Genomic DNA, 22,448 nt, shown 5'->3' on the forward strand with positions numbered 1-22,448 from the left:
TGATAAAAATAATAACTTCTGTCTCCTGACTCCTGTCTTCTGACTCCTGTTTAAAAAGGATGTGGTTTGGCAATACCTTCACCTTGGGCAAAATCTACTCCAATTGAGGTGATTTTTTCTAAGATATCTTGATTCTCTACAAATTCGGCAATAGTTTGAATGCCCATCACATGTCCAATTTGATTGATGGCTTCTACCATTGCCAAATCAATCGGCTCCTCAACAATATGCTTCACAAAACTGCCATCTATCTTGAGATAATCTACTGGCAAATTTTTGAGATAGCTAAAAGAAGACATACCACTGCCAAAATCGTCTAGGGCGAAACGACAACCAAGTTCTTTAAGTGAGCGAATCATTGTAGCAGCTTTTCCTAAGTTGGCGATCGCAAAAGTCTCGGTAATTTCAAAGCAAATAATTCCTGCGGGAATTTGGTGTAACGTTAACTGTTCGCGTAAAAAGTCCGTAAATTGCTCATCGTTGATACTAGCACCAGAAAGGTTGACAGCATACAAACAATTATAATTACCGTCTTGCTCAACACATGCAGCTAATTCTTCTCCTCTTTGTTGTCTCAAATTAGTAAAGAGCGTGCTAATTACCCAACGATCAATTGCTTGCATCAGATTGTAGCGTTCCGCAGCGGGAATAAAAGCCATTGGCGACACTACATTGTTCTTGTCATCAATTAGACGTAGGAGGATTTCATAATATTTTAGATTAGGCTGTGTTGGTTTGGTGGAAACAATTGGTTGGTAATAAAGGCAAAAACGATTTTCTTCTAAAGCTTGAGTAATTCTAGATACCCATTGAATTTCACCTTGAGTTTGAGCCAACTCACTATCATCAGCTTGATAAATATGTACGCGATTACGTCCTTTGTTTTTTGCCAAGTAACAAGCTGTATCAGCAGCACTTAATGCATCTTTCGTACTATGCATGTCTGCATTGAGTAGAACTAATCCAATACTGACACCAATCTTAAAAGTTTTCTCCTGCCAAACAAAACGAAATTGTTGAATACTCTGCAACAGCTTATTAGCAATTCGCAATGCCGGTTCTAAAGGGCAATCTTCCAGCAAGATACCAAATTCATCTCCGCCTAAACGTGCTATTGTATCTGTTGAACGTACTAAGCTAGGAAATAATGTGATAATTTGGCACAATAGTTCATCACCTGCAATATGACCGCAAGTATCGTTAACAATTTTAAATCGATCTAAATCTAGATATAACAATGCATGTTGTTGCTCATGTGTTTTGGCGCTGTCTAATGCCCCATCTAAACGATTTTCAAATTCGCGGCGATTGAACAATCCAGTCAAAGCATCGTGACTTGCCTGCCAAGATAATTGCCTTGCCATATTGCGTGTATGAGAAACATCTTGAAACACCATCACAGCACCTACAATTTTACCGTCTTTAGCGCGAATTGGTGCGACGGAGTCATCAATAGCAACTTCATTACCATTACGAGTAATTAGGATACTGTCTTTGGCAAGAGCAACAATACTGCCAGAACCTAGAGCTTTTTCTACAGGATTTTCTACAGGTTCGCGAGTAGTTTCGTTAAGTACTCTAAATATCTCTCCTACTGGCATTCCTTCGACATCTGTAATATTCCAACCTAAAAGTTCTTCTGCTACTGGGTTGAGATATGTGATTTGCCCAGATGCATCAGTTGTAATTACGGCATCTCCAATCGATTGCAACGTCACAAAAGCTAATTCTTTGGCAAGTTCTTTTTCGTCCAACAGCGCTTGTTCTAAAGTAATTCGCTCGGTGATGTCAACAGCCATGCCGCCAACTAACTGTCGTCCTTCACGATCCTTAAAAGGGAACTTGAAAGATAACCAGTATTTAAGACTTCCATCTGGTAAGGGAGTTGTTTCAACAAACTCTACAGTTTTGCCTGTAGACAAGACATTTTTATCATTTTCACGTAGTTGTTTTGCCGTTGCTTCTGGTAAAAAATAGAAATCCGTTTTTCCTAGCAAATTAGCCAGTTTGATGTTAAAGTTGTCTTCTAAAGTATTATTGATATAAACGTAACGTCCTTCAGCATCTTTCATAAAAGCTACAGCAGGGGTGTTATTCATAAAAGCTTGGAAACGCTCTTCACTTTCCCGCAATGCAGCTTCCACCTGGCAGCGTAAAATGAATTGACCAATCTGACTACCAATTAAAGTCATCATTGTTAACAAATCTGACTGAACTGCTTGAATTTCACAGCTAAAAAAAGTCATCACTCCTTTGATTTCATTTCCGCAAAAGATCGGAAAACCAAAAGCACCATGCAAATTATTAATCGCTGCACTTTCTTTACGCAGAAAATTCCAGTCATGAACAACGTCATTAATCCAAGCTGGTTCACCACTAGCCCAGACTCTACCTGGTAATCCCACACCTGGTGAAAATGCAATCTGCTGAGATACTAATTTAAACTCTGAGAAATTACCCTCTGGTGTATACCAACTGTAATTTATTCGCAGCACGTTAGCTTGCTGATCCACAGTCCAGAATTCGCCTATTTCCCACTTTAAACTAGAACAGATAGCAGATAAAATTCTTGTTGTTGCTGACTCTAGAGTGGTTGACGAGGCAAGGATACGTGTCGTAGTATGTTCCACTTTTTGAAGCTGTTCGGTTCGCTTACGCTGTGTAATGTCTCTACCAATATAAACAAAGTTTTCTAAACCTTTGATTTCAGTTTGAATTACAGAACCAGAGAAGGCTACAATCAGCTTTTTTCCTGATTTAGTTTGACAAACAACTTCATAATCCTGCAAAAATTTATTATTTGATAGCGGATTGTGCTGTTGAGATTGTAGTAAGAAATTTCTATCATCAATCAGCATTGATATTGGCTGATTTATTAATTCCTCTTGGTCATACTCAAATAAATCAATTGTTGCTTGATTTACTGTTATGATATTTCCGGATGGTGTTGTAACAAACAAGGCATCTACTATGGAAATAAGCATTTTATCTACATAATTTCGAGAGGCAGTTAATGCCTTCAAAAAAGTATTCATTTGACTATTTCTCTGTAATAATCTTTGTTTTAATGCTTCTGCTGTACTATCTTTTGACTCTGTGAACTGTTTGGTTAAATTTTTGCCAATAATAGTATTCATGAATAAACGTAAAAATACTGTACTGAAGAATCATCGAAAATTTGATCAACATTATATTTCTCAACATTTATAAACTTTACCAAATTTTTAATTGATTGTCTTGAGTATAAAGCTTTGTTATACTTAAGTAAATTCACTGAGACAAGAATTAGCATCGGATGAAAATTAAGTAAATATACTGCTACAGTTGAGAAACCATGACAAAAGTCATAGTGTATTTGTGACTTTCTCCGCATACACTTGTTAAGTAAGAATTTCTATGATGGTGACATCAAGCAGGAGAAAGTAACGAGGTCATTAATGAAACTCAAAAATGTATCACTCATTGTAGGAGCGATCGCCCTCAGTTTAACTGCCACCATCCCAGCAGTAAACGCACAAACGACCTCTTCATCCTTAGTGGCACAAGCCCCTCCACAAAAAGGTCAATTCGAGCAGCGTCTAGGACTTACAGATACACAAAAATCACAAATTGCGTCCATTCGTCGCAATAGCCGTGCAGAAATGGAAAAGATTCTTACCGCAGAACAACGGGAACAGATTCAAACCGCTATGCAAAATCGTCAGCGTGGTGGTAAACGTGCTTTTTCTTCTCTAAATTTGACTGAAGAACAGAAAACGAGAATGCGGGAAATTAAGCAGTCAGAGAAACAACAAATTGAGGCACTTTTGACTGATGAACAAAAGCAGCAATGGCAGAAAATTCGGGAAGAGAAACGGGCGCGTCGTCAGCAACGTAATCCTGGATAGGTAGGGGCTATCGACTGTACCCTACGAAAAAGCTCTTACACTCAACTTTTCAGTTTGTCTGGTTCCGATTTAAGGTGGGCATCATGCTCCGCCCACCTTTTTCTTCAAATTAAACTAATCCACCTGCAGCTTGGAACCGAGCGCGGGCGCGTTTGTATGTTTGGGTTGCTTGGATTTGTCCAAGACGATCGCCTTGTGTAACTTGATTTAGACGAGTTTGTGCTTGATTAAAAGCACTACGAGCTTCATCAAGGTTAATTTTGTCGCCGCGTTCAGCACTGTTAACCAAAATTGTCACTTCATCTTGATCAACTTCAGCAAAACCACCCAATACTGCGATCGCTAACCAATCTTGATTTTTATTGGAACGTACTCGCATTACACCCGTATCCAGAGCTGTTAGTAGTGGCGCGTGTCCACTCAGGATACCTAGTTGACCGGTAGTGCTGGGTAGAACTACCTCTTCAGCTTCAGCATCCCACACTGTTTTATCTGGGGAAATTACACGAACAGTTAATGTCATTTGTCAGTTGTCCTTTGTCATTTGTCAAAAGTCATTTGTCAAAAGTCCTTAATCCAAGGACTAAGGACTAAGGACTAAGGACTAACCTTTGAGTTTTTCCGCTTTTGCTTGGGCTTCTTCAATGCTGCCTACCATGTAGAAAGCTTGCTCTGGCAGATCATCTAACTCACCTGCAAGAATCTTTTTGAAGCCTTTGATTGTATCTTCCAGCTTCACGTACTTACCAGGAGAACCAGTGAACACTTCTGCCACAAAGAAAGGCTGAGACAAGAAACGCTCAACTTTTCTTGCACGCGCTACTATAACACGGTCTTCTTCAGAAAGTTCATCCAAACCAAGAATGGCGATGATATCTTGAAGTTCCTTGTAACGCTGAAGAGTTGACTGTACAGCACGGGCAGTGTTGTAGTGTTCTTCACCTACAATACTGGGCTGCAACATGGTGGAAGTTGAACCTAGCGGATCTACTGCCGGATAAATGCCCTTAGATGCCAAACCACGAGATAGTACGGTTGTTCCATCCAAGTGAGCGAATGTAGTCGCAGGTGCGGGATCAGTCAAGTCGTCTGCTGGTACGTACACAGCTTGAATTGAGGTAATTGATCCTTCGTTAGTAGAGGTGATCCGCTCTTGTAGCGCACCTACGTCAGTTCCTAGTGTAGGCTGATATCCTACCGCAGAAGGCATCCTACCCAATAGAGCCGACACTTCCGAACCTGCTTGTACGAACCGGAAGATGTTATCGATAAATAGCAGCACGTCCTGCTTGTTCACATCCCGGAAGTATTCTGCCATAGTCAACGCTGACAAACCAACCCGCATTCTAGCTCCGGGTGGTTCGTTCATTTGACCGTATACTAGGGCAATTTTCGACTCGTTGAGGTTATCTTTGTTGATTACCCCAGATTCAATCATTTCATTGTAGAGGTCATTACCCTCGCGAGTGCGTTCACCCACGCCACCGAAAACTGACACACCACCGTGTTCAGTTGCGATGTTGTTGATCAATTCCATCATGATGACGGTCTTGCCTACACCAGCACCGCCAAACAAACCAATTTTACCACCACGTCGATAGGGAGTTAGTAGGTCAACAACTTTAATCCCAGTTTCAAACACAGAAGGTTTGGTTTCCAGTTCAGTTAGTTTAGGCGCAGGACGGTGAATGGGGAACTTTTCCTCACTATTTACAGGTCCTTTGTTATCTACTGGTTCACCCAGGACGTTGAAAATCCGACCTAGTGTAACTTTACCAACTGGCACGCTAATTGGAGCGCCAGTGTCGATGACTTCCATGCCACGTACTAAGCCATCAGTGGAACTCATGGCAACAGCTCGCACCTGGTTGTCACCTAGTAGCTGCTGTACTTCGCCAGTCACGGAAACTTCCTGTCCAGCTTCGTTTGTGCCTTTGATTGTCAAGGCATTGTAGATTGGAGGCATTTTGCCGGTAGCGAACTTAACATCTACAACCGGACCAATGATTTGGGTAATGTAACCAACGTTTGTTTTTTCTGCAGTGGAGACCATGCTGAGCCTACTGATTCAAGCTATATTTCAGATAAGGTCGAATGAGACTTGAGATTAAGCTATGTCATTTTCAAGATTAGCACTGAAATAACCCACTTTTCGGCTTAAATTTATCCTTAAGACTGAGGGTTGTTATGGAAAAATAGATTAATGTCTATTTTTGTTGGGTAAAGTTAAAATAAAAAATGCCGTATCTGTGGTGGCAGACACGGCTATGTTTATTGTTTGTTAATGAGTGATTTATGCTTTAGCTTGCTGTTTGCGCTTCTGTAAGGAGGTAACTCCGAAAGCACCTACAGCCAATATACCCAACATAGAAGCGGGTTCGGGGACAGCAGCGACAGAGGATAGTTTAACATTGTCAACCGCCAGTGTTGGCGACGCAGCAGTATCCAGCGCATTTACAACACCAAAGCCAACGGTGTATGTTCCTGCTTTATCAAAGGTATATGATGTTTTAGATGCAGTTTGTCCGTAATTTCCAACTTGGAACACGTCGGCAAGTTTAGAGCCGATGGAACCAATCGTGAAGAAGGAGAAATCGTTATATGGGGCATAATCATTTGCTTGGAATAGCCAATCAAAGCTCAAAGTATCTCCCGCATTTGCTGTAATCGTTTGTTTGATGGCAGAACCATTTGTGGCATTAATATTGTTAAGAGCATCTAATGTTCCTACACTTAATCCTAAAAATGTTTCTAGCTCTGTATCGCTAACTCCACTAGCTGAGAGTGAAACTCCTCCATTTTCAATGGAAGCGCTACCTATCGTTCCCCATCCATTTAAATTACCACTCTCAAAATCACCATTGACAATTCCGGCATATGATGGAGCAGCACCTGCAAAACTAATCACGCTTAGAGCGCCGACGAATGCAATTGTTGAACGCTTAACAAAGTTTGAGATACCCATAAAACAGTCTTCTCCAAAAAGGTGATATGCTAAAAGTGATGACAGTTGTGAATGCGATCGCACTCGATTGGTTGCGATTATTGGTGTGTTTAACCAGTCGCAGCCTAGACGCACAGCGTCTTGTCGTGAGACATCGCATACAAAAAGTGTTGTGAAAAATGACTAATAGCTTTTTATTAGCATTTTCATTCTTCAGACAGATGCGAGATGTTTATCTTGGTGCATCTCGCATCTGCTCCTATACCTAAAAGCATAGTTTTGAATTTATTTGTCCGCCAGAGTTTATTGCTGAATTCACACAATAATTACAATCTCAACTAGAATAAATCCCAGGGCAAATCTAAGATACAAGCGAGTTTTGAATAGAAATATCAGCTAAATACAAAGAATAAAATCTGGGTAAATTACTTAATATATCCCAGATTTATTGGTTATATTTTTTACTACCGACAATTAAAGCACTATCTATACCATTGCTTTTCTTCTCATGACAACACCAGCACCTACTACAAGTAAACCCAAAATTGTAGTAGGTTCGGGTACAGATTTAGGCGCTTCATCTATACGGAAATAGGCTGCACCTGCGCCAAAGGGACTAACACTGGGAGTAATTGTAATCGAGTGCAATCCTGCGGCTAGATTAAATACTCCTTTACTTGACGCTGGATTAGCAAAGCAGGTTTCAGGATTATCACCACAAGTTTCGTCAGTTGGGATAACAACAGAAGTGCTACCAATTAAATTACCAAAGTCGAATACATCATATATATCGCCTTGTCTAAAGGCATCTGTTACTGTTAATATAGCCCCAGCTTCAGGAGCAATAAATTCCCAAGCAGGCGCACCGACAAACACTGAATTTCCTGCTTGACTTGGTGCACAACCTAAACCAAGAGAATCAGTTGGTGCGCAACCTCTTGCTGGTATACCCGCTTCTGTGAAGCTAAATTCATACCAAGCTCCGCCCAAGTTAAGTGTTGGTGGCGTTAATGGTTCACTTGGCGCAGAAAATGCTCTGACTCGAGAATTTGAATTTCTAATTGGACTGATACCATTTGTGTTAGCATGGGCTGTACCAGTTGTTCCCATAGTGAAAAATGCCGTTCCGGCGATCGCCACGAATAATTTCATTACACTAGAAAAAATCATAAAAGCTCTTCCTTTATAAAGGTTTCCTAAAGTAATAGAAGGTGTTTATCAGTATTTTCCACACTATTACATTATGCAGCTTACTGCTTGACATACTTGTTTGCCCATTCTTTATACACAGGTTCATAGAATAATTACATATTAACTTTAGATTAAAAAGTAGCTTGAATTAAGACAGTTAAAGACTTTCTTCGCAATGAGCTAACAATTTTTTATAAAGACTTGATAAAAGTATGCGTTTTCTTAATGTAGAATTTACATAGATGTAATTTAAGCAACATATTGCCGGAGAACAAAATGCTGTGGCGAAGAATAGCCGACGATAATTTAATACTCTACACAGATGATATGCTACAAGAAGATAAGTATATTCTGACGGGAGTAGTTGATTTGTGAAACCAATATGCGTGAATGGATGGAAAATATATTTCCATCCATTATTTGGTCAACAATATCAACAGTTACCTAACCGAGTTACTGAACTGAGGAAAAATTTATTAGATGATGAATATGCAAATTCTTTGCCTTTCTCAATTCCATGTTGATAAACACCAAGTAGTCCGTCTTCTGTTGCATCGGTAAAATTGACTCCAAATTCTTTGGGATCTACATCCGGTTTAATAATGTGAATATCCACTCCTTTGTAACTTTCAGGAATAATCTCTAGCTGAAACATATCCCCATAGAGGGTTCCTGGTTCGTTGGCGATCGCTATCACTTTCTTATATCCCATCTCTACCATTTCTATAGCTGGACACAAACAAGTGTAAGAAGCATCAATGTATGGCTTTCCACCTATCCAAGCTGGAATATCCCAAGCGTGAAGCATTCGGGAAGATGCATAAGCGACTTCATCAAAGTTATTGCTATGAAGATGCAATTCACTTTTGGGGTTGCTGGTGCTAAATAAAGCTAGCTGCAAATGCTCCATAACCCAACTGCGATCTTTTTTCCCCGCAGATACTAATAAGCGTCGCCCTAAACGTCTCGCTTTTTCACTTTGAGTCTCGCTTGCTGCTTCTGGAGTTGTTACCGCACTAGTAGCAATAAAATATTCAGGTGTTTCTGTGCCAAACAGTAGCTCTTTTGGTGGACTAAAATGTGCAATTCCCCCAAGTACCATTTTGCTCATCCCCACATCAGGTTGCTTGAGAAATTGTAAGCCTGCTAACCAGTAGTCTAGACCTAACTCAGATGCTTTACCAATGGTAGCCCAACCAGCGGGTATAACTGAGGCAGAAGCAGCAGCATAGGCATCTGCTCTGATTCCTGCTGTTTCTAAGGCACTTAAAACACCATGAGCGGTCATCACCTTTGAAACTTCCTGATGCACAGGCGATCGCTAATAACTTACTATTTTCGTTCGACATAAATTTTCCTACTAAGGATGATTTTCTCGGTTCAACTTCCGCTTACGCAGCTTAATCAAAACTCGCTTAAATTGTTCAAATTCTTCTGCGCTCAATTCTGTCTTACGCCATACATCTCGTTGCATCAGACGCTCAAACCAATCATTCAGCTTGGGATAACTATTGAAATTGACTCCCAATTTAGGTAATAAAGATACATCTGTTCCGGCAACAATATCTGCTAAAGATAAATGTTCGCCGCCAAAATAAGAATTATTTCCCAAAGTAGCAGTGAAAAATTTTAGTACTTCATCTACATGCTGCTTTGCTTGGAAATATTGTGGTGAGTCTTCACTTTCAAAAAGTAAAGCAATCACTTTTGGAAGTAATTCGTTTGTAGACACCATTTGTACCATCCGAACCGTTGCCAACGCCTGAGTTTCTTTAGGTAATAGCGCTGGGGTAGGATATTTAGTTTCTAAATAGTCTAAAATTGCCAAAGACTCTAACAGCCGAAAACCATCATCAACTATTACTGGAACGTGATGAAACGGGTTAATTGCCAAAAACTCTGGTTGCAATTGATCGCCATCTAAGCTCATCAAAATCGGCTCAAATGGAATCTCTTTTTCTAATAAGGTTCGCCACACACGACGAGCCATAGGCGAACGGGGATTGTAGTAAAACTTCAACACGCAAAATTCCTCCTGATAAATCAGACCAATTGGTCTGTTAATGAATAAAAAATTTTCCCTTTCAAGGCTATTTTTAATCTCTGTGTCTATCACGATACAAACGCAGTACGTATGCCCCTGCTGGGGTTTCTCGAAAAGCATTAATCTCAGCTACCATTTTGGGTGGTAACTCTTGTAAGTTGGTACGTCCAGAAGGATGTTCTGGCGGTGCAACAGCAGGAGCAGCCAGTGCCGCAAAGGTAATATCAGCAGCAGACAAACTATCTCCAACCAAGTAAGCACGTCCATCAGCTAAAATTTCATCAACTTGAGCAAATATGCTCTTGATTTGTTCGTATGCTTGTGCAGCAGACTCAGGCGTGATGTTGAACCTATTTCGTAACATAGAGCGCACTGTGGGAAAAACTATGGGAAAAAATGCTCGCTCAAAAAAGGGTACACCTTTACACCATGATTGTTGGATTAATTTGGAGTTATTCATGATGTGAAAATAACCCCATTGGCGTGTTGCAGGTGCAAGCTGCTCGTCGAATAATTCTTCTAGTTCTTCTACTTTTTGGCGTAATTTAGGATCGATGGGGTAAAGTTTGGCGTTGGCAGGAGCAATGTCGTCTAGGTATTTCAAAATATCAGTAGAATCGGTGAAAGTACCAGCTTCCGTAATCAAAACAGGAGTCAATTTTCCGCCTACACGACTTGTTGCTAATAGATGAAACGGGGGCATATGTGGTTCTTCCACATAAGGAACTTTCAGTTTTGTTAGCGCCCAGCGTGCTTTTTCGCAGTAATGGCTGATAGGAATGGTAATGAGACGGAAGGGTTTTTTCTGCATAGGAAAAGAATTGAATTTTGGTTTTTTAAAACCAATCGGTCTGTTTTTTTCACTGAAATCTGGAGACGTTCCGCCGGAACGTCTCTACAACATTATTTTTCGTAGATTTCCAATGTAATTATTCAAATGGTTGATTACTCTTTCCATGTGAATTGAATCTCCGTAGAGCTTGCTCATCATCACAGCACCTTCGAGGGTTGCAATTATAATAGTTGCAACTTCATCAGCGTTAACAGTTGGGCAAATTTCACCCTTTTGTATTCCTTTGTCAATAATTCGACAAATCATGTCGCGCCAGGAGTTCATTGCCTTTTGAGCGCGTTCCTGCAAAGCAGGATGAGAGTCATCACTTTCCACAGCAGTATTCAACAATGGACATCCTCCCTTGACTGGTGGATGATCTATGTTGCTGCGAAATACGCCAATAATTGCGAATAGACGCTCAATTGCATGACGCTTGGATCGCAATACGACTCGATAATGCTGCTGATAGCAGGCGATCGCATAATCAAAAGCTTGTAGCGCTAGCTCATCTTTATTTTTAAAGTGATTGTAAATCCCCCCTTTCTGCAATCCCGTTACCCGCATAATGTCGGAAATAGACGAACCAGCATATCCCTGTTTATTGAACAGTTCTGCTGCTTGTTGGAGAATTTTTTCTTTTGTTTGTTCGCCTTTAGACATTAATCCGTTTCCGACCGATTGGTTTGAATCGTAACTGTAAGAGCAGCTAAAAGTCAAGCATTTTGCCTAACTCAGATCAAAACTCCTGTCGGAAACCCGGTTTCTTAAGAACGACTCTGACTCAAAACCTTGATTTTTCGCTATTGAACCGGGTTTCTTAGGGCTTGTTGAGAATGGTGCAAGATATCAGCTAAGCCCATGTGGAGTTGAACATATTGCCCGCTCTTATATCATCTAATATTGCTTACAACAACCGTAGATAAGTACTCCAGCCGAATTAATTACACAAAATTTTCTCCTGACTCCTGACTCCTGCCTTCACGAGTAAATTTAATTTTGTCGAACTACTTATGTAAATAAATATTTTATTACTGGCGAAAGATTTAGTTTTCTTAAGCGCTTTCTAATATCGGGGAATATACCCCTTGTGCGAAGTTACAATTATGGAAGCGTATGACGTTGTTATTATCGGCGCGGGTCACAATGGACTAGTTTGTGCCGGTTACCTACTTAAAGCCGGGTACAGCGTTCTATTATTAGAGGGACGTTCTGTTCCAGGTGGCGGTGCGACAACTGAGGAACTTATGCCTAAAGAAGCGCCAGGTTTTAAATTTAACCCCTGCGCTATCAACCACCTATTTATTTTCCTTGGATCTGTAATACAAGAATTAGAATTATACAAATATGGCTTAGAATACCTAGAGTGCGACCCAGTGGCATTTTGTCCTCATCCCGATGGTAAGTATTTCTTGGCGCATAAATCTGTGGAAAAGACTTGTGCGGAAATTGCTCGCTATAGCGATCGCGATGCCGAAAAATACGCAGAGTACATTGAGTTCTGGCAAAGATTTATCAAAGCAGTAAAACCATTTTTCAACGCTTCCCCAAAGTCAATTGCTGACATTGCGGGCAGCTACGGTTTGAAACATCTACAAGATTTATTTTCCATTCTCGGCGGTGCTAACACAACCCTAGATTTAATTCGCACATTGCTCAGCAGTCCAATAGATAATATCAACGAGTATTTTGATTCTGAGTTTGTGAAAGCACCCCTGGCGAGATTATCCGCCGAGCTGAGTTCGCCACCTTCCCAAAAAGCAATGTCCTTTGGGGCGATGATGATGGCGATGCGCCATAACCCTGGTATGGCACGCCCACGCGGTGGTACTGGCGCACTTAGTGAAGCTTTGGTGAAGATGGTGAAAAGTGAAGGAGGTGTCATACTTACTGACCAAAAAGTTGAGAAAGTGTTGGTGGATGATGGTAAAGCTGTTGGTGTACGAGTTGCAGGTGGCAAAGAATATCGTGCAAAAAAAGGTGTCATCTCAAGTCTTGACGCCAAGCGGTTGTTTTTGCAACTGATAGATGCCAGCGATGTGGATAGCGCCGATGCGAATTTGCGCGAAAGATTAGAACGTCGGATCATCAACAATAACGAAACCATTCTCAAGATAGATTGTGCTTTATCCGAACCGCTGCGCTTTGAACATCACCAACATAAAGATGAGTATCTCATTGGTTCTATTTTGATAGCAGATTCCATGAACCATGTAGAACAAGCTCATAGTGAGATTACTCTAGGCAAAATACCCGATCAAAACCCTTCAATGTATGTAGTAATGCCCACCGGACTCGATCCCACAATGGCACCCCCAGGTAAGCATACATTATGGATAGAGTTTTTTGCCCCTTATCAAATTGCGGGTGCAGAAGGTACGGGTTTGAAAGGTACGGGGTGGACGGATGAACTGAAAAACAAAGTAGCAGACAGAGTGCTTAATAAACTGGCAGAATATTCTCCAAATCTCAAACACTCAATTATTGCCCGTCATGTGGAAAGCCCAGCCGAGTTGGCAGAGCGCTTGGGTACTTACAAGGGGAACTACTACCATATCGACATGACTTTAGAACAGATGTTGTGCTTCCGTCCCTTACCAGAATTGGCTAATTATAAAACCCCAATTGAGAATTTATATCTCACAGGCGCGGGAACTCATCCAGGTGGTTCAATTTCTGGACTACCAGGTCGAAATTGTGCCAGAGTATTTTTACATGAAGAGGAACCATTAGCGCAGAAACTTAAAGAAGCAGGAGATTCGCTCAAATCTACTGTGGCGTCAGTTTTCGACGGTAAATAATAAACATATATGAACAGGGATACACACAGATAAATTAATCTGTGTCCATCTGTGTTCATCTGTGGTTTCCTCATCCTTAAGTCTTCATTTTTCAGCAGTAAACATCATACCCATTACCGATGACAAAGATAATCAAAAATTGATGTAATAAAAATGCTGTTGTCAATCCTATAAGCAATGACGGAACGGGTTTTGATTCTTGGCGGAAGGGGGCGGATAGGCAGTAGTGTTGCCCAGGATATTCTCACGCATACACAAGCGCAAGTTACCATCACCGGACGTACCCCACAAAATGAAACAGGCGATCCGCGCAAGTCATTTTTGGTGTTGGACTTGGCGGATGTTGAGAAACTAAGGCAGGCGATCGCCGAGTCTAACTTGGTAGTTCACTGTGCTGGACCGTTTCACTATAGAGATGCCAATGTTCTCAAAACCTGTATTGAACAAGGAGTTCACTATTTAGATGTCAGTGACCACCGTTCTTTTACAAGTAAAGCGTTAAAATATCATGATGCTGCCGTAGCTGCGGGTGTTACGGCGGTTGTAAACACGGGCATATTTCCTGGTATTTCTAACAGTATGGTACGTCAGGGAGTCGAAGAATTTGATGTACCAGAAAAAATTCATTTGAGTTATTTGGTATCTGGTTCTGGTGGTGCTGGTGTTACCGTCATGCGTACAACCTTTCTCGGCTTACAGCACAGGTTTGAAAGTTGGATAGATGGGCAGTGGCAGCAAGTAAAGCCGTATACAGAGCGTGAAGCCGTTGATTTTCCCTCTCCCTACGGACGTAGTGGAGTTTACTGGTTTGACATGCCAGAGACTTTCACCCTACCCGACGCCTTTCCACAAGTAAAAACCGTCATCACCAAGTTTGGTTCAGTTCCAGATTTTTACAACCATATGACGTGGATTGCCGCGAACATTTTTCCTAAGTGGCTAATGCGGCAGCGAAATGCGATTGAATTTTTAGCACATGTTAGCCATTTTATGACAGATGTAACCAATCCATTTAGTGGTATTGGTGTAGCAGTTCGTTCTGAAGTTACTGGGCTTAAAGATGGTCAAACAGCAGTTTATTGTTCAACTTTAGTACATGATAATACAGCAGTAGCTTCTGGCTGTGGTACAGGTAGTATTGCCCAATTATTATTAGAGGGCAAACTTAATAAACCAGGAGTTTGGACTGTAGAACAAGCACTCCCAAGTGATTTATTTGAACTTGCGATGCAAAGCCGAGGTATAAAGATTAATCAAAATTGGTTATAAGTAACAAAGCATAAAGAGAAGTTTGTAGTAAGCGCTTAAGCGCTTAAAACTTTTGTCTTGAGCGCTTAAGCACTCACTACGAACGTAATCGTGTATTTTATGTTTAACTTCACCTACTTGGTTGGCAATATGTCTGTGCATCCTGTGATAAAATTCAGAGTTGGACTTAAGTATTTATTTAGTAAATGGTCATAAAAATTACTTAAATAAATACGTCTAAAGAGGTTTGACAACAGAACAGAAGGAGAGGGTTTCCATGCAACTAATTTTATCCAGTTTAAAGCAAGTATTTTGCCAAACCATTTTCATTGTGTGTTTGATGGTTTTCATGAGCCTGTCAACTGTATTTTCTTTTCAACAACCTAGTTTTGCAGTGACATCAGCCACTAATCAACTGACACCTCAAGAAAAAATTGATCGTGCTTACGAATACAATCAAGCCGCTGGTTTTAGAGAAGAACAACGACAAAAGGCTTATGAACAAGCAATAAAAGATTCTGAAACTCCGCAAACTCTAGAAAAGGCTTATGAAAGGAATGTGAAGGCTTCTAAGCTTGAAAATCAAGAGCCAAATATTATTGAGAAGGCTCAAGAATTGATTGAAGATGTGACAGGCAAGTAAGAGTGGGGGAGAGAGGGAGATGAGGGAGATGAGGGAGAAAATCAACTTTAATTCTCCCCAACTCCCCTACTCCCCTACTCAAATTCATCAACTGTAGCTGGAGGAGTAGCATCTTTATGTTTAGCTATCCTGCGTTCATACCAGTTCATTAATGGAGTTGAACTAATTCCATGTACAATTACAGAAGCTACAATAGTAGTGTAAGTTATCCAGCCAATTTGCTCACCCAGTTGACCTTTTAAGCCATTACCATAAGCGTAGGCAAGATAATAGATAGAGCCAACACCACGAATACCAAACCAGCCAAATAACAAACGGGTGGGCATTCGCATAATCTGACGACTTGAGTCGGGAGAACGTTTACCAATTGTACTAATCCATGCTCCTACAGGACGGATAATCAAGAACAGTGAGAATATAACTAGTAAAGATTGGGTAGCATATTGAAACATCGGTTGAAATAATAAAATTGAACCTAACAATAAAATTGTCCCGATTTCCATCAGCTTTTCCATTCGCTCTAGAAATTCCAGTTGTTCTAGTGGCTTTTCGGGATTTGAGTAACTTCGCTGAGCAACTAACCCAGCAACAAATACTGCTAAAAATCCATAGCCATTGACAATTTCTGTGAGAGAATAAGTTAGTAAAATTATGCCGATCGCCACAAAATCTTCCATTGCTTCATCAGAATGACGACGTTTTTGAACTTTTTTATCAATCCAAACAATAGCTTTTGCAACAATAATTCCCATCCCGATGGCAGCAACAATTTCCCAAATTAAACTAACAGTAACCCATTGTTTAAACCAATTGTCCCAATTATTATCTTTTAAAGCATTAATACCAAAATAAACGAAGGGAAAGGCTAAAGCATCATTTAACCCGCCTTCTGATGTTAAACCAAAGCGCAACTCATCTTGATCGTTTGTATCAGTTAGTTGAACTTCTGAAGCAAGTACTGGATCTGTAGGCGCAAGAATTGCTCCTAATAAAATAGCCGCTCCCCAATCCATACCTAAAAATAATTTGCCCACAATTGCAATACCAAAAATTGAAATTGGCATTAAAAATCCAATTAGCCGCGCTGTGATATCCCAAGCCCAAAATTTGAGTGGACGTACAATTTTCAAACCGCAACTAAAGACAGAAACAATCACTACAAATTCTGTGATTCGTTCTAGTAAATCGGCATTAAACACACCTTCTTTACGAAATTGAATTAATTCAAAACCGTAAGGACCTAATAAAATGCCTACCAATAGGTAGATCAGGGCAAAAGAAAAAGGCAAACGGGCAATCCAACCGGAGCCTAAAGTAACAGCTAGTAAGAGTAAACCAATGACTAATAGTTTAATAATATAAATATCTACCATAGCAATGCATATAAAAAATTAAAGTGTCACTAAGAGTTTACTTACAATCTATAGAGCGCTAAATCACCTTGCGATAGATTTGATAATATATTTTAAATTACCTGTAATTAATCATGCGCATAGTCGCCTATACCGATTCGGCTGGGATTGGAGGCGCAGAAATTAGCCTCGGACACTTAGTAACTCAGGTTACAGATGAAATTGAGATTACTGTAGTCGGTACTTGCGAAAAAGTAGTGGATGCGATCGCTTTTGGCAGTACCCACAGTGTAATCGCACACCAAAAACCAAAAGTATCACGGGTGGTATTACCAGCAAAAGGAATCCAATCTTTAACAGCGCACCTTCAAGTTATGCATCAACTACGACCCGACGTGGTACATATTAATATATGTACGCCTTGGGAATGTGCAACAGGTTTGTTTGCAGCACTGACTTTACCAAATGCGCGTGTGGTACGAGTTGATCAACTACCACTACGTACTACTGATGCTGTTAAGTTATGGCGTACTAGGGCGTTGTCTCTACGAGTTGATGCTCATGTTGCAGTTGGAGAAGCAAGTGCTAGGCGCATGGAGGATTTTTACGCTTTGGGACGGGGTACAGTAATTTCTATACCTAATTGTGTACCTGAACCCCCCAACCCCCCGAATATCGGGGGGCAAGGAGAACCCCCCCAAGGGGGAATCACTATTGGTAGCGTCGGTAGACTGGATGCAATGAAGGGTCATGATATCTTAATTCGAGCGATCGCACAATTAGAAGGAGTGCGAGTAGTGATTCTGGGCGAGGGTGAGCAGCGAGTTGCGTTGGAGAAACTAGCAACTGAGTTAGGGGTGAAAGAGCGAGTTTTCTTACCTGGGTGGGTAGACAATCCCCGCGTCCATCTGCCAGAATTTGATATCTTTGCCATGCCATCTCGCTCAGAAGGTTTTCCGTTAGCGGTAGTTGAAGCGATGTTAGCGAGTCTTCCTGTAGTTGCTACCAGTGTGGGTAGCATTCCCGAAGCTGTCAAAGATGATGAAACTGGGTTTCTTGTGGATAAAGATGATGTTGAAGCATTCACAGTCGCACTACGTCGTCTAAGAGATGATAAAGCACTGCGCGATCGCTTTGGTAAGTGTGGTAGGGAAATCGCACAGCGAAACTTTACTGTTGAACAAATGGTGAAGCGTTACGAGAATTTGTGGCGAGAGTTGGTAGCTAAGCCCCAAGTACCCCGGCTACGGGTTTCGCAACCTAAGGAGTAGAGTAGGGGCGTTGATGGAATCTGGGTACTGGGCAAGAAACTTCTTCCCTAATCGCCAATCGCCAATCCCCAATCCCCAATCCCTTCCACAAAAGGTCTGAGACTGAGAAAATGGTAATCAATACAACTGGAGAGCCTTTATTGTGAACACCCCTACAAACCCTTCGGCTACCACTCAGTCTCGTAAAGCGGATCACATCCGTATCTGTTTGGAAGAAGATGTTCAATTTCACCAAACTACCAATGGATTGGAACGCTATCGCTTTACTCATTGTTGTTTACCTGAGCTTAACCGCGATGATATTGACATTAGCGCAAATTTCTTGGGAAAACATCTGAGCGCACCGCTGCTAATTTCTTCCATGACTGGGGGAACGGAGCAGGCAGGAATTCTTAACCATCGTTTGGCGAAAGTGGCTCAACACTATAAAATCGCAATGGGTGTGGGTTCTCAGCGGGTGGCGGTGGAAAAACCCCAAATCGCTAGTACCTTTGCTGTGCGCCAGTACGCTCCTGATGTGCTTTTGTTTGCTAACTTGGGCGCTGTTCAACTTAACTATAACTATAGTGTAGAAGAATGCCAGAATATAATTGATATTCTCGAAGCTGATGCCTTGATTTTGCACCTCAATCCGCTGCAAGAGTCGATTCAACCACGCGGTGATGTAAATTTTTATAAATTGCTTGACAAAATAGCTGATTTATGCCATAAATTACCAGTGCCGGTGATTGCCAAAGAAGTGGGCAATGGTATTTCAGCGGCTATGGCTGAGAAACTAATTGCTGCTGGGGTGAGGGCAATTGATGTGGCAGGTGCTGGTGGTACTTCTTGGGCAAAGGTGGAAAGCGAACGGGCAGAAAATGCCATGCAGCGCCGTCTAGGCAGGACTTTTGCCGATTGGGGTTTGCCAACAGCCGAATGTATTGCGAGTATTCGTGCTGAGTATCCTGATGTTCCTTTAATTGCATCGGGAGGATTGCGTCATGGGCTGGATGCAGCAAAGGCGATCGCATTAGGTGCAGATTTAGCAGGTTTGGCAATGCCTTTTTTACAAGCGGCGGCAGAATCTGTTACCGCAGTCTACGAACTAGTAGAAATTTTAATTGCCGAAATTACCACAGTGCTATTTTGCACTGGTAACGCTACACTAAAACAACTAAAGCATTCTGGAGCATTACAGCGCATACAATAGGTAATATACCAAAAAATACGGTTGACAAATGTAGAGACGTTCCGGCGGAACGTCTCTACGATGAAAAATAAAAAATGACAAAATAAACATTATGCGTGATTTTATCAAACAAAGTATAGCGAGTTTAATCGGCAGCTTACTAGGACTAATTCTTTTTAGTGCGATCGGCACTACTGGACTGTTCTTGCTACTATTTGCTGCAGCTTCAAGAGATACAACTCCAACCGTAAAAGATAAGTCAGTGCTGGTTTTTGACTTATCCATGAACATTACTGATGGTAAGCCAACTTCTAGCGACTTATTTCGCAAAGCACTATCGAGTGAAGAAGAAGACAAAATGTCACTTCGTACCGTGGTGGAGACTATAGAAAAAGCACGGCGGGACAAGCGAATAGTCGGTATTTACTTAGATGGCAGTAACTCATCAGGAGCTAATAATTTAGCGGGCTTTGCGACGCTCAAAGAAGTGCGCCAAGCGTTGGAGAAGTTTCGCTCATCTGGGAAAAAGATTGTTGCTTATGGGATGGAGTGGGGTGAACGGGATTATTATCTGAGTTCGGTAGCAGATACCGTTGTGGTAAATCCTGTAGGGGAAATGGAAATTAATGGATTAGGCACACAACCAATGTTCCTCAAAGGAGCATTTGATAAGTACGGTATAGGTGTTCAAGTTGTACGGGTGGGTAAATTCAAGGGAGCGGTGGAACCCTATGTACTTGATAAACTAAGTCCAGAAAACCGCGCCCAAACTCAGAAATTATTTAATGATGTTTGGACACAGTGGCGTCAAGATGTAGGATATAGTCGCAAAATTAATCCGCAAAAATTGCAAGCGATCGCCGATAATCAAGCTAGATTACTCGCACCACAAGCTAAAGCCAGCGGCTTAGTAGATAAAGTTGGGTATTTTGACGAAGTAGTTGCTGACTTGAAAAAGTTAACAGATACAAAACCAGACAAGAGAACTTTCTCTCAAATCAGTCTTGCCAACTATGCAGAAGTTCCTGGTAAATCCTTTGGGATGGAGCGAGAGTCAAAAAATCACATTGCGGTTGTCTATGCCGAAGGTGCAATTGTCGATGGGCAAGGGGAAGATGGCGAAATAGGAGGCGATCGTTTTGCTAGAATTATTCGGCGTATCCGGCAAGATAAAGATGTCAAAGCGGTTGTACTCCGAATCAACAGCCCCGGTGGTAGCGCCACAGCAGCGGAAGTGATGCAGCGAGAAGTGCGCTTAACTCGTCAAGTAAAACCAGTTGTTGTCTCAATGGGTGACTACGCCGCCTCTGGGGGTTACTGGATTGCTAGCGACTCCAACCGAATTTTTGCTGAGCCAAATACAATTACCGGTTCCATTGGTGTATTTGGGTTGCTATTTAATGCTCAGAAACTGGCAAATGACAACGGCATCACTTGGGATGTAGTCAAAACAGGACGTTATGCTGATACTCAAACAGTTTCTCGTCCTAAATCTCCCCAAGAGTTGGCAATTTACCAAAACTCTGTCAATAAGATATACAATATGTTTTTGGATAAGGTAGCACAAGGTCGCAAACTCCCACAACAAAGAGTTGCAGAAATTGCCCAAGGAAGAGTTTGGTCTGGTACAGCAGCAAAGCAGATTGGTTTAGTGGACGAAATTGGCGGTTTAAATGCGGCAATTGAATATGCTGCTAAACAGGCGAATTTAGGAGACAATTGGCAACTACAGGAGTATCCTAGATCTGGCACTTTTACAGAACGTCTATTTGGGCGGGCAGCACGGGAGGCTTTTACTATTTTAGGCTTTGAACCGACACAACCAAAACCAGCCGATCCTTTAACAGCAGAATTGCAAAAACTGCAACAAGAAATAGCCATCTTACGTCAAATGAACGACCCACTAGGTGTGTACGCTCGCTTACCCTTTAATATAAAGATTGAGTGAAAATACACCAAAAAACTACTGACAACAAAACAATCTGCGTGTAAAGTAGTTTGAGTAACCTTAATCATCCTGAAGATAGAACCGCAACTACCTATGGATAGAAAAACCAAACGTCTTTTACTGCTTGTTGTTTCTTGTAGTGTCACTGGTGTAATTTTAGGAGGTACTACCAGTTGGGCTGAAAGTAATATGTGCCTGCAAGCCACCACAGTTACAAATGAATGTTTAACTCAAAGCCCTGTAGAGAAAACTATACAGGGAATGAGTACTGGTTTAGTAGCAGGTGCAGGTGCAGCTTTCGGTGCAGTTTGGCAGATGCGGCGGCACGAAGACTAAAAGCGGTAGTTGCGCTCACGCACCCACATACTAATTGGCACGGCTTTACCCCGTGCATCCACTTTTACTTCCACTACTATTGGTTGCTGTTCCCCTGTTGTGCTTTGTTGAATTTGGGAGATTTCTTTGTTAATTTGCTCTTTTTGGTCTTCGGGAATGTAATATGTTTCTAAGCCATAGACAACGGTGCCATAACGATAAGAACCTTGTAAGGCGATTTGATTGGCAGCTAGAGAGGTGGGAAGTTTTTCACTGACTCGCACAGGTTTCCAAGCTTTAGGAATACTAGCTGTATTAGATTCAGCTTGTAAAATTACGTATAAGTTAGTTCCTTGTGCCAAAGGATAGTGTTGCTTATTACTACCAGGATATTTTTTGACTAATTCTTCCCAACCAGGAAGTTTCTTCAAATCCTCTTGTCGAGAGATGTTATAAGTAAGGCTCTGGGAATAGCCAGTGAGTATACTATAAGGATCTACAGGTATTGTTTGTAAAATAACTGTCTTACCTGTCAGGTGTGTGTAAACTGCCTGCGCTGGTACAGTAAGAATTAATACTGTTTGCATCAGCAGGGGAAGCACAAACCGCCAAATTGGTATAGGTTTAGTTGGTGGTAGTGCGATCGCATCTCCCAGGTTAACATTTTGTGATATTTTTTGAGAGTCCATATGAGTATTCTGAAAAGAAGGGATAATTGTTAATTGCTATGGCAATCCTAATTGAGTTATGAACCGCTCCTGAGCCAAGGACGCCAAGAAAAGAAATATTTAGGACTACTAT

At 41.3% G+C, this 22,448-nt stretch carries 20 protein-coding genes; 9 read left to right on the forward strand and 11 right to left on the reverse strand.

The window, feature by feature from the left end; translation table 11 throughout:
* Positions 1–50: 50 nt before the first annotated feature.
* Positions 51–3,137, reverse strand: a complete 3,087-nt coding sequence (locus tag ICL16_RS25490) for an EAL domain-containing protein (protein WP_190833561.1) — start codon at positions 3,135–3,137, stop codon at positions 51–53.
* Between the two features lie 300 nt (positions 3,138–3,437).
* Here ICL16_RS25490 and ICL16_RS25495 point away from each other — a divergent pair, with 300 nt between their 5' ends.
* The gene (locus ICL16_RS25495) at positions 3,438–3,887 is read left to right on the forward strand and encodes a Spy/CpxP family protein refolding chaperone (protein ID WP_190833563.1); all 450 of its coding nucleotides are present in this window, start codon (positions 3,438–3,440) and stop codon (positions 3,885–3,887) included.
* Between the two features lie 109 nt (positions 3,888–3,996).
* Here ICL16_RS25495 and atpC read toward each other — a convergent pair whose 3' ends face one another.
* The 3 genes from atpC to ICL16_RS25510 form a co-directional block, all read right to left on the reverse strand.
* The gene (gene atpC / locus ICL16_RS25500; protein WP_190833565.1) at positions 3,997–4,410 is read right to left on the reverse strand and encodes an ATP synthase F1 subunit epsilon; all 414 of its coding nucleotides are present in this window, start codon (positions 4,408–4,410) and stop codon (positions 3,997–3,999) included.
* Positions 4,411–4,491: 81 nt separating this feature from the next.
* Entirely contained in the window at positions 4,492–5,940 is a 1,449-nt protein-coding gene (gene atpD, locus ICL16_RS25505) for a F0F1 ATP synthase subunit beta (RefSeq protein ID WP_190833567.1), read from the reverse strand.
* A 240-nt stretch (positions 5,941–6,180) separates the two neighbouring features.
* Positions 6,181–6,852 carry a PEP-CTERM sorting domain-containing protein gene (locus tag ICL16_RS25510; protein ID WP_190833569.1) on the reverse strand — a complete coding sequence of 224 codons (672 nt, stop codon included), beginning with the start codon at positions 6,850–6,852 and terminating at the stop codon, positions 6,181–6,183.
* Between the two features lie 26 nt (positions 6,853–6,878).
* Here ICL16_RS25510 and ICL16_RS46915 point away from each other — a divergent pair, with 26 nt between their 5' ends.
* Positions 6,879–7,007 (forward strand): hypothetical protein, encoded by a 129-nt coding sequence (locus ICL16_RS46915; RefSeq protein ID WP_273039456.1) that lies wholly within the window; start codon positions 6,879–6,881, stop codon positions 7,005–7,007.
* Between the two features lie 310 nt (positions 7,008–7,317).
* On the opposite strand, the gene ICL16_RS25515 is transcribed toward ICL16_RS46915, so the two are convergent.
* From ICL16_RS25515 to ICL16_RS25535, 5 genes are all read right to left on the reverse strand, one after another.
* On the reverse strand, positions 7,318–8,001 hold the full coding sequence (locus ICL16_RS25515) for a PEP-CTERM sorting domain-containing protein (protein ID WP_190833571.1): 684 nt from the start codon (positions 7,999–8,001) through the stop codon (positions 7,318–7,320).
* 454 nt (positions 8,002–8,455) lie between these two features.
* Positions 8,456–9,313 carry a hypothetical protein gene (locus ICL16_RS25520; RefSeq protein WP_202895722.1) on the reverse strand — a complete coding sequence of 286 codons (858 nt, stop codon included), beginning with the start codon at positions 9,311–9,313 and terminating at the stop codon, positions 8,456–8,458.
* A 69-nt stretch (positions 9,314–9,382) separates the two neighbouring features.
* On the reverse strand, positions 9,383–10,045 hold the full coding sequence (locus ICL16_RS25525; RefSeq protein ID WP_190833573.1) for a glutathione S-transferase N-terminal domain-containing protein: 663 nt from the start codon (positions 10,043–10,045) through the stop codon (positions 9,383–9,385).
* A 73-nt stretch (positions 10,046–10,118) separates the two neighbouring features.
* Positions 10,119–10,877 (reverse strand): glutathione S-transferase family protein, encoded by a 759-nt coding sequence (locus ICL16_RS25530; protein ID WP_190833575.1) that lies wholly within the window; start codon positions 10,875–10,877, stop codon positions 10,119–10,121.
* 84 nt (positions 10,878–10,961) lie between these two features.
* Positions 10,962–11,561: a TetR/AcrR family transcriptional regulator gene (locus ICL16_RS25535; RefSeq protein WP_190833577.1), complete on the reverse strand. Its 600-nt coding sequence runs from the start codon at positions 11,559–11,561 to the stop codon at positions 10,962–10,964.
* A gap of 443 nt (positions 11,562–12,004) precedes the next feature.
* On the opposite strand from ICL16_RS25535, the gene crtO reads away from it, so the two are divergent.
* From crtO to ICL16_RS25550, 3 genes are all read left to right on the forward strand, one after another.
* Complete coding sequence (crtO, locus tag ICL16_RS25540; protein WP_190833579.1) at positions 12,005–13,699, forward strand: beta-carotene ketolase CrtO; 1,695 nt, start codon at positions 12,005–12,007, stop codon at positions 13,697–13,699.
* Positions 13,700–13,876: 177 nt separating this feature from the next.
* Positions 13,877–14,968, forward strand: coding sequence for a saccharopine dehydrogenase family protein (locus tag ICL16_RS25545; protein ID WP_190833581.1), 1,092 nt, complete (start codon positions 13,877–13,879; stop codon positions 14,966–14,968).
* Between the two features lie 256 nt (positions 14,969–15,224).
* Complete coding sequence (locus ICL16_RS25550; protein WP_238360953.1) at positions 15,225–15,590, forward strand: hypothetical protein; 366 nt, start codon at positions 15,225–15,227, stop codon at positions 15,588–15,590.
* A 74-nt stretch (positions 15,591–15,664) separates the two neighbouring features.
* Here ICL16_RS25550 and ICL16_RS25555 read toward each other — a convergent pair whose 3' ends face one another.
* Positions 15,665–16,963 (reverse strand): cation:proton antiporter, encoded by a 1,299-nt coding sequence (locus tag ICL16_RS25555; protein WP_190833585.1) that lies wholly within the window; start codon positions 16,961–16,963, stop codon positions 15,665–15,667.
* Positions 16,964–17,076: 113 nt separating this feature from the next.
* Between ICL16_RS25555 and ICL16_RS25560 the strand changes: the two genes are divergently transcribed.
* The 4 genes from ICL16_RS25560 to ICL16_RS25575 all read left to right on the forward strand — a co-directional run bounded on the left by ICL16_RS25560 (position 17,077) and on the right by ICL16_RS25575 (position 21,668).
* Positions 17,077–18,213, forward strand: coding sequence for a glycosyltransferase (locus ICL16_RS25560; RefSeq protein WP_190833587.1), 1,137 nt, complete (start codon positions 17,077–17,079; stop codon positions 18,211–18,213).
* 142 nt (positions 18,214–18,355) lie between these two features.
* A complete protein-coding gene (gene fni, locus ICL16_RS25565; RefSeq protein WP_190833589.1) occupies positions 18,356–19,405 on the forward strand; it encodes a type 2 isopentenyl-diphosphate Delta-isomerase in 1,050 nt (349 codons plus the stop codon).
* A gap of 91 nt (positions 19,406–19,496) precedes the next feature.
* Entirely contained in the window at positions 19,497–21,332 is a 1,836-nt protein-coding gene (gene sppA / locus ICL16_RS25570; protein ID WP_190833591.1) for a signal peptide peptidase SppA, read from the forward strand.
* A 93-nt stretch (positions 21,333–21,425) separates the two neighbouring features.
* Positions 21,426–21,668: a hypothetical protein gene (locus ICL16_RS25575; protein ID WP_190833594.1), complete on the forward strand. Its 243-nt coding sequence runs from the start codon at positions 21,426–21,428 to the stop codon at positions 21,666–21,668.
* Here the strand turns inward: ICL16_RS25575 and ICL16_RS25580 are convergent.
* Positions 21,665–22,336 carry a GDYXXLXY domain-containing protein gene (locus tag ICL16_RS25580; RefSeq protein WP_190833597.1) on the reverse strand — a complete coding sequence of 224 codons (672 nt, stop codon included), beginning with the start codon at positions 22,334–22,336 and terminating at the stop codon, positions 21,665–21,667. The two genes, ICL16_RS25575 and ICL16_RS25580, sit on opposite strands and share 4 nt — an antisense overlap.
* Between the last annotated feature and the right edge of the window lie 112 nt (positions 22,337–22,448).

It is taken from the genome of Iningainema tapete BLCC-T55, from assembly GCF_014698965.1.
Taxonomy (GTDB): domain Bacteria; phylum Cyanobacteriota; class Cyanobacteriia; order Cyanobacteriales; family Nostocaceae; genus Iningainema; species Iningainema tapete.

What these genes read in the sequence shown, in the direction of transcription:
- ICL16_RS25490 (WP_190833561.1), bottom strand. Translation starts at nt 3,137, where the DNA reads ATGAATACTATTATTGGCAAAAATTTAACCAAACAGTTCACAGAGTCA.
- ICL16_RS25495 (WP_190833563.1), top strand. Translation starts at nt 3,438, where the DNA reads ATGAAACTCAAAAATGTATCACTCATTGTAGGAGCGATCGCCCTCAGT.
- atpC (WP_190833565.1), bottom strand. Translation starts at nt 4,410, where the DNA reads ATGACATTAACTGTTCGTGTAATTTCCCCAGATAAAACAGTGTGGGAT.
- atpD (WP_190833567.1), bottom strand. Translation starts at nt 5,940, where the DNA reads ATGGTCTCCACTGCAGAAAAAACAAACGTTGGTTACATTACCCAAATC.
- ICL16_RS25510 (WP_190833569.1), bottom strand. Translation starts at nt 6,852, where the DNA reads ATGGGTATCTCAAACTTTGTTAAGCGTTCAACAATTGCATTCGTCGGC.
- ICL16_RS46915 (WP_273039456.1), top strand. Translation starts at nt 6,879, where the DNA reads ATGCTAAAAGTGATGACAGTTGTGAATGCGATCGCACTCGATTGGTTG.
- ICL16_RS25515 (WP_190833571.1), bottom strand. Translation starts at nt 8,001, where the DNA reads ATGATTTTTTCTAGTGTAATGAAATTATTCGTGGCGATCGCCGGAACG.
- ICL16_RS25530 (WP_190833575.1), bottom strand. Translation starts at nt 10,877, where the DNA reads ATGCAGAAAAAACCCTTCCGTCTCATTACCATTCCTATCAGCCATTAC.
- ICL16_RS25535 (WP_190833577.1), bottom strand. Translation starts at nt 11,561, where the DNA reads ATGTCTAAAGGCGAACAAACAAAAGAAAAAATTCTCCAACAAGCAGCA.
- crtO (WP_190833579.1), top strand. Translation starts at nt 12,005, where the DNA reads ATGGAAGCGTATGACGTTGTTATTATCGGCGCGGGTCACAATGGACTA.
- ICL16_RS25545 (WP_190833581.1), top strand. Translation starts at nt 13,877, where the DNA reads ATGACGGAACGGGTTTTGATTCTTGGCGGAAGGGGGCGGATAGGCAGT.
- ICL16_RS25550 (WP_238360953.1), top strand. Translation starts at nt 15,225, where the DNA reads ATGCAACTAATTTTATCCAGTTTAAAGCAAGTATTTTGCCAAACCATT.
- ICL16_RS25555 (WP_190833585.1), bottom strand. Translation starts at nt 16,963, where the DNA reads ATGGTAGATATTTATATTATTAAACTATTAGTCATTGGTTTACTCTTA.
- ICL16_RS25560 (WP_190833587.1), top strand. Translation starts at nt 17,077, where the DNA reads ATGCGCATAGTCGCCTATACCGATTCGGCTGGGATTGGAGGCGCAGAA.
- sppA (WP_190833591.1), top strand. Translation starts at nt 19,497, where the DNA reads ATGCGTGATTTTATCAAACAAAGTATAGCGAGTTTAATCGGCAGCTTA.
- ICL16_RS25575 (WP_190833594.1), top strand. Translation starts at nt 21,426, where the DNA reads ATGGATAGAAAAACCAAACGTCTTTTACTGCTTGTTGTTTCTTGTAGT.
- ICL16_RS25580 (WP_190833597.1), bottom strand. Translation starts at nt 22,336, where the DNA reads ATGGACTCTCAAAAAATATCACAAAATGTTAACCTGGGAGATGCGATC.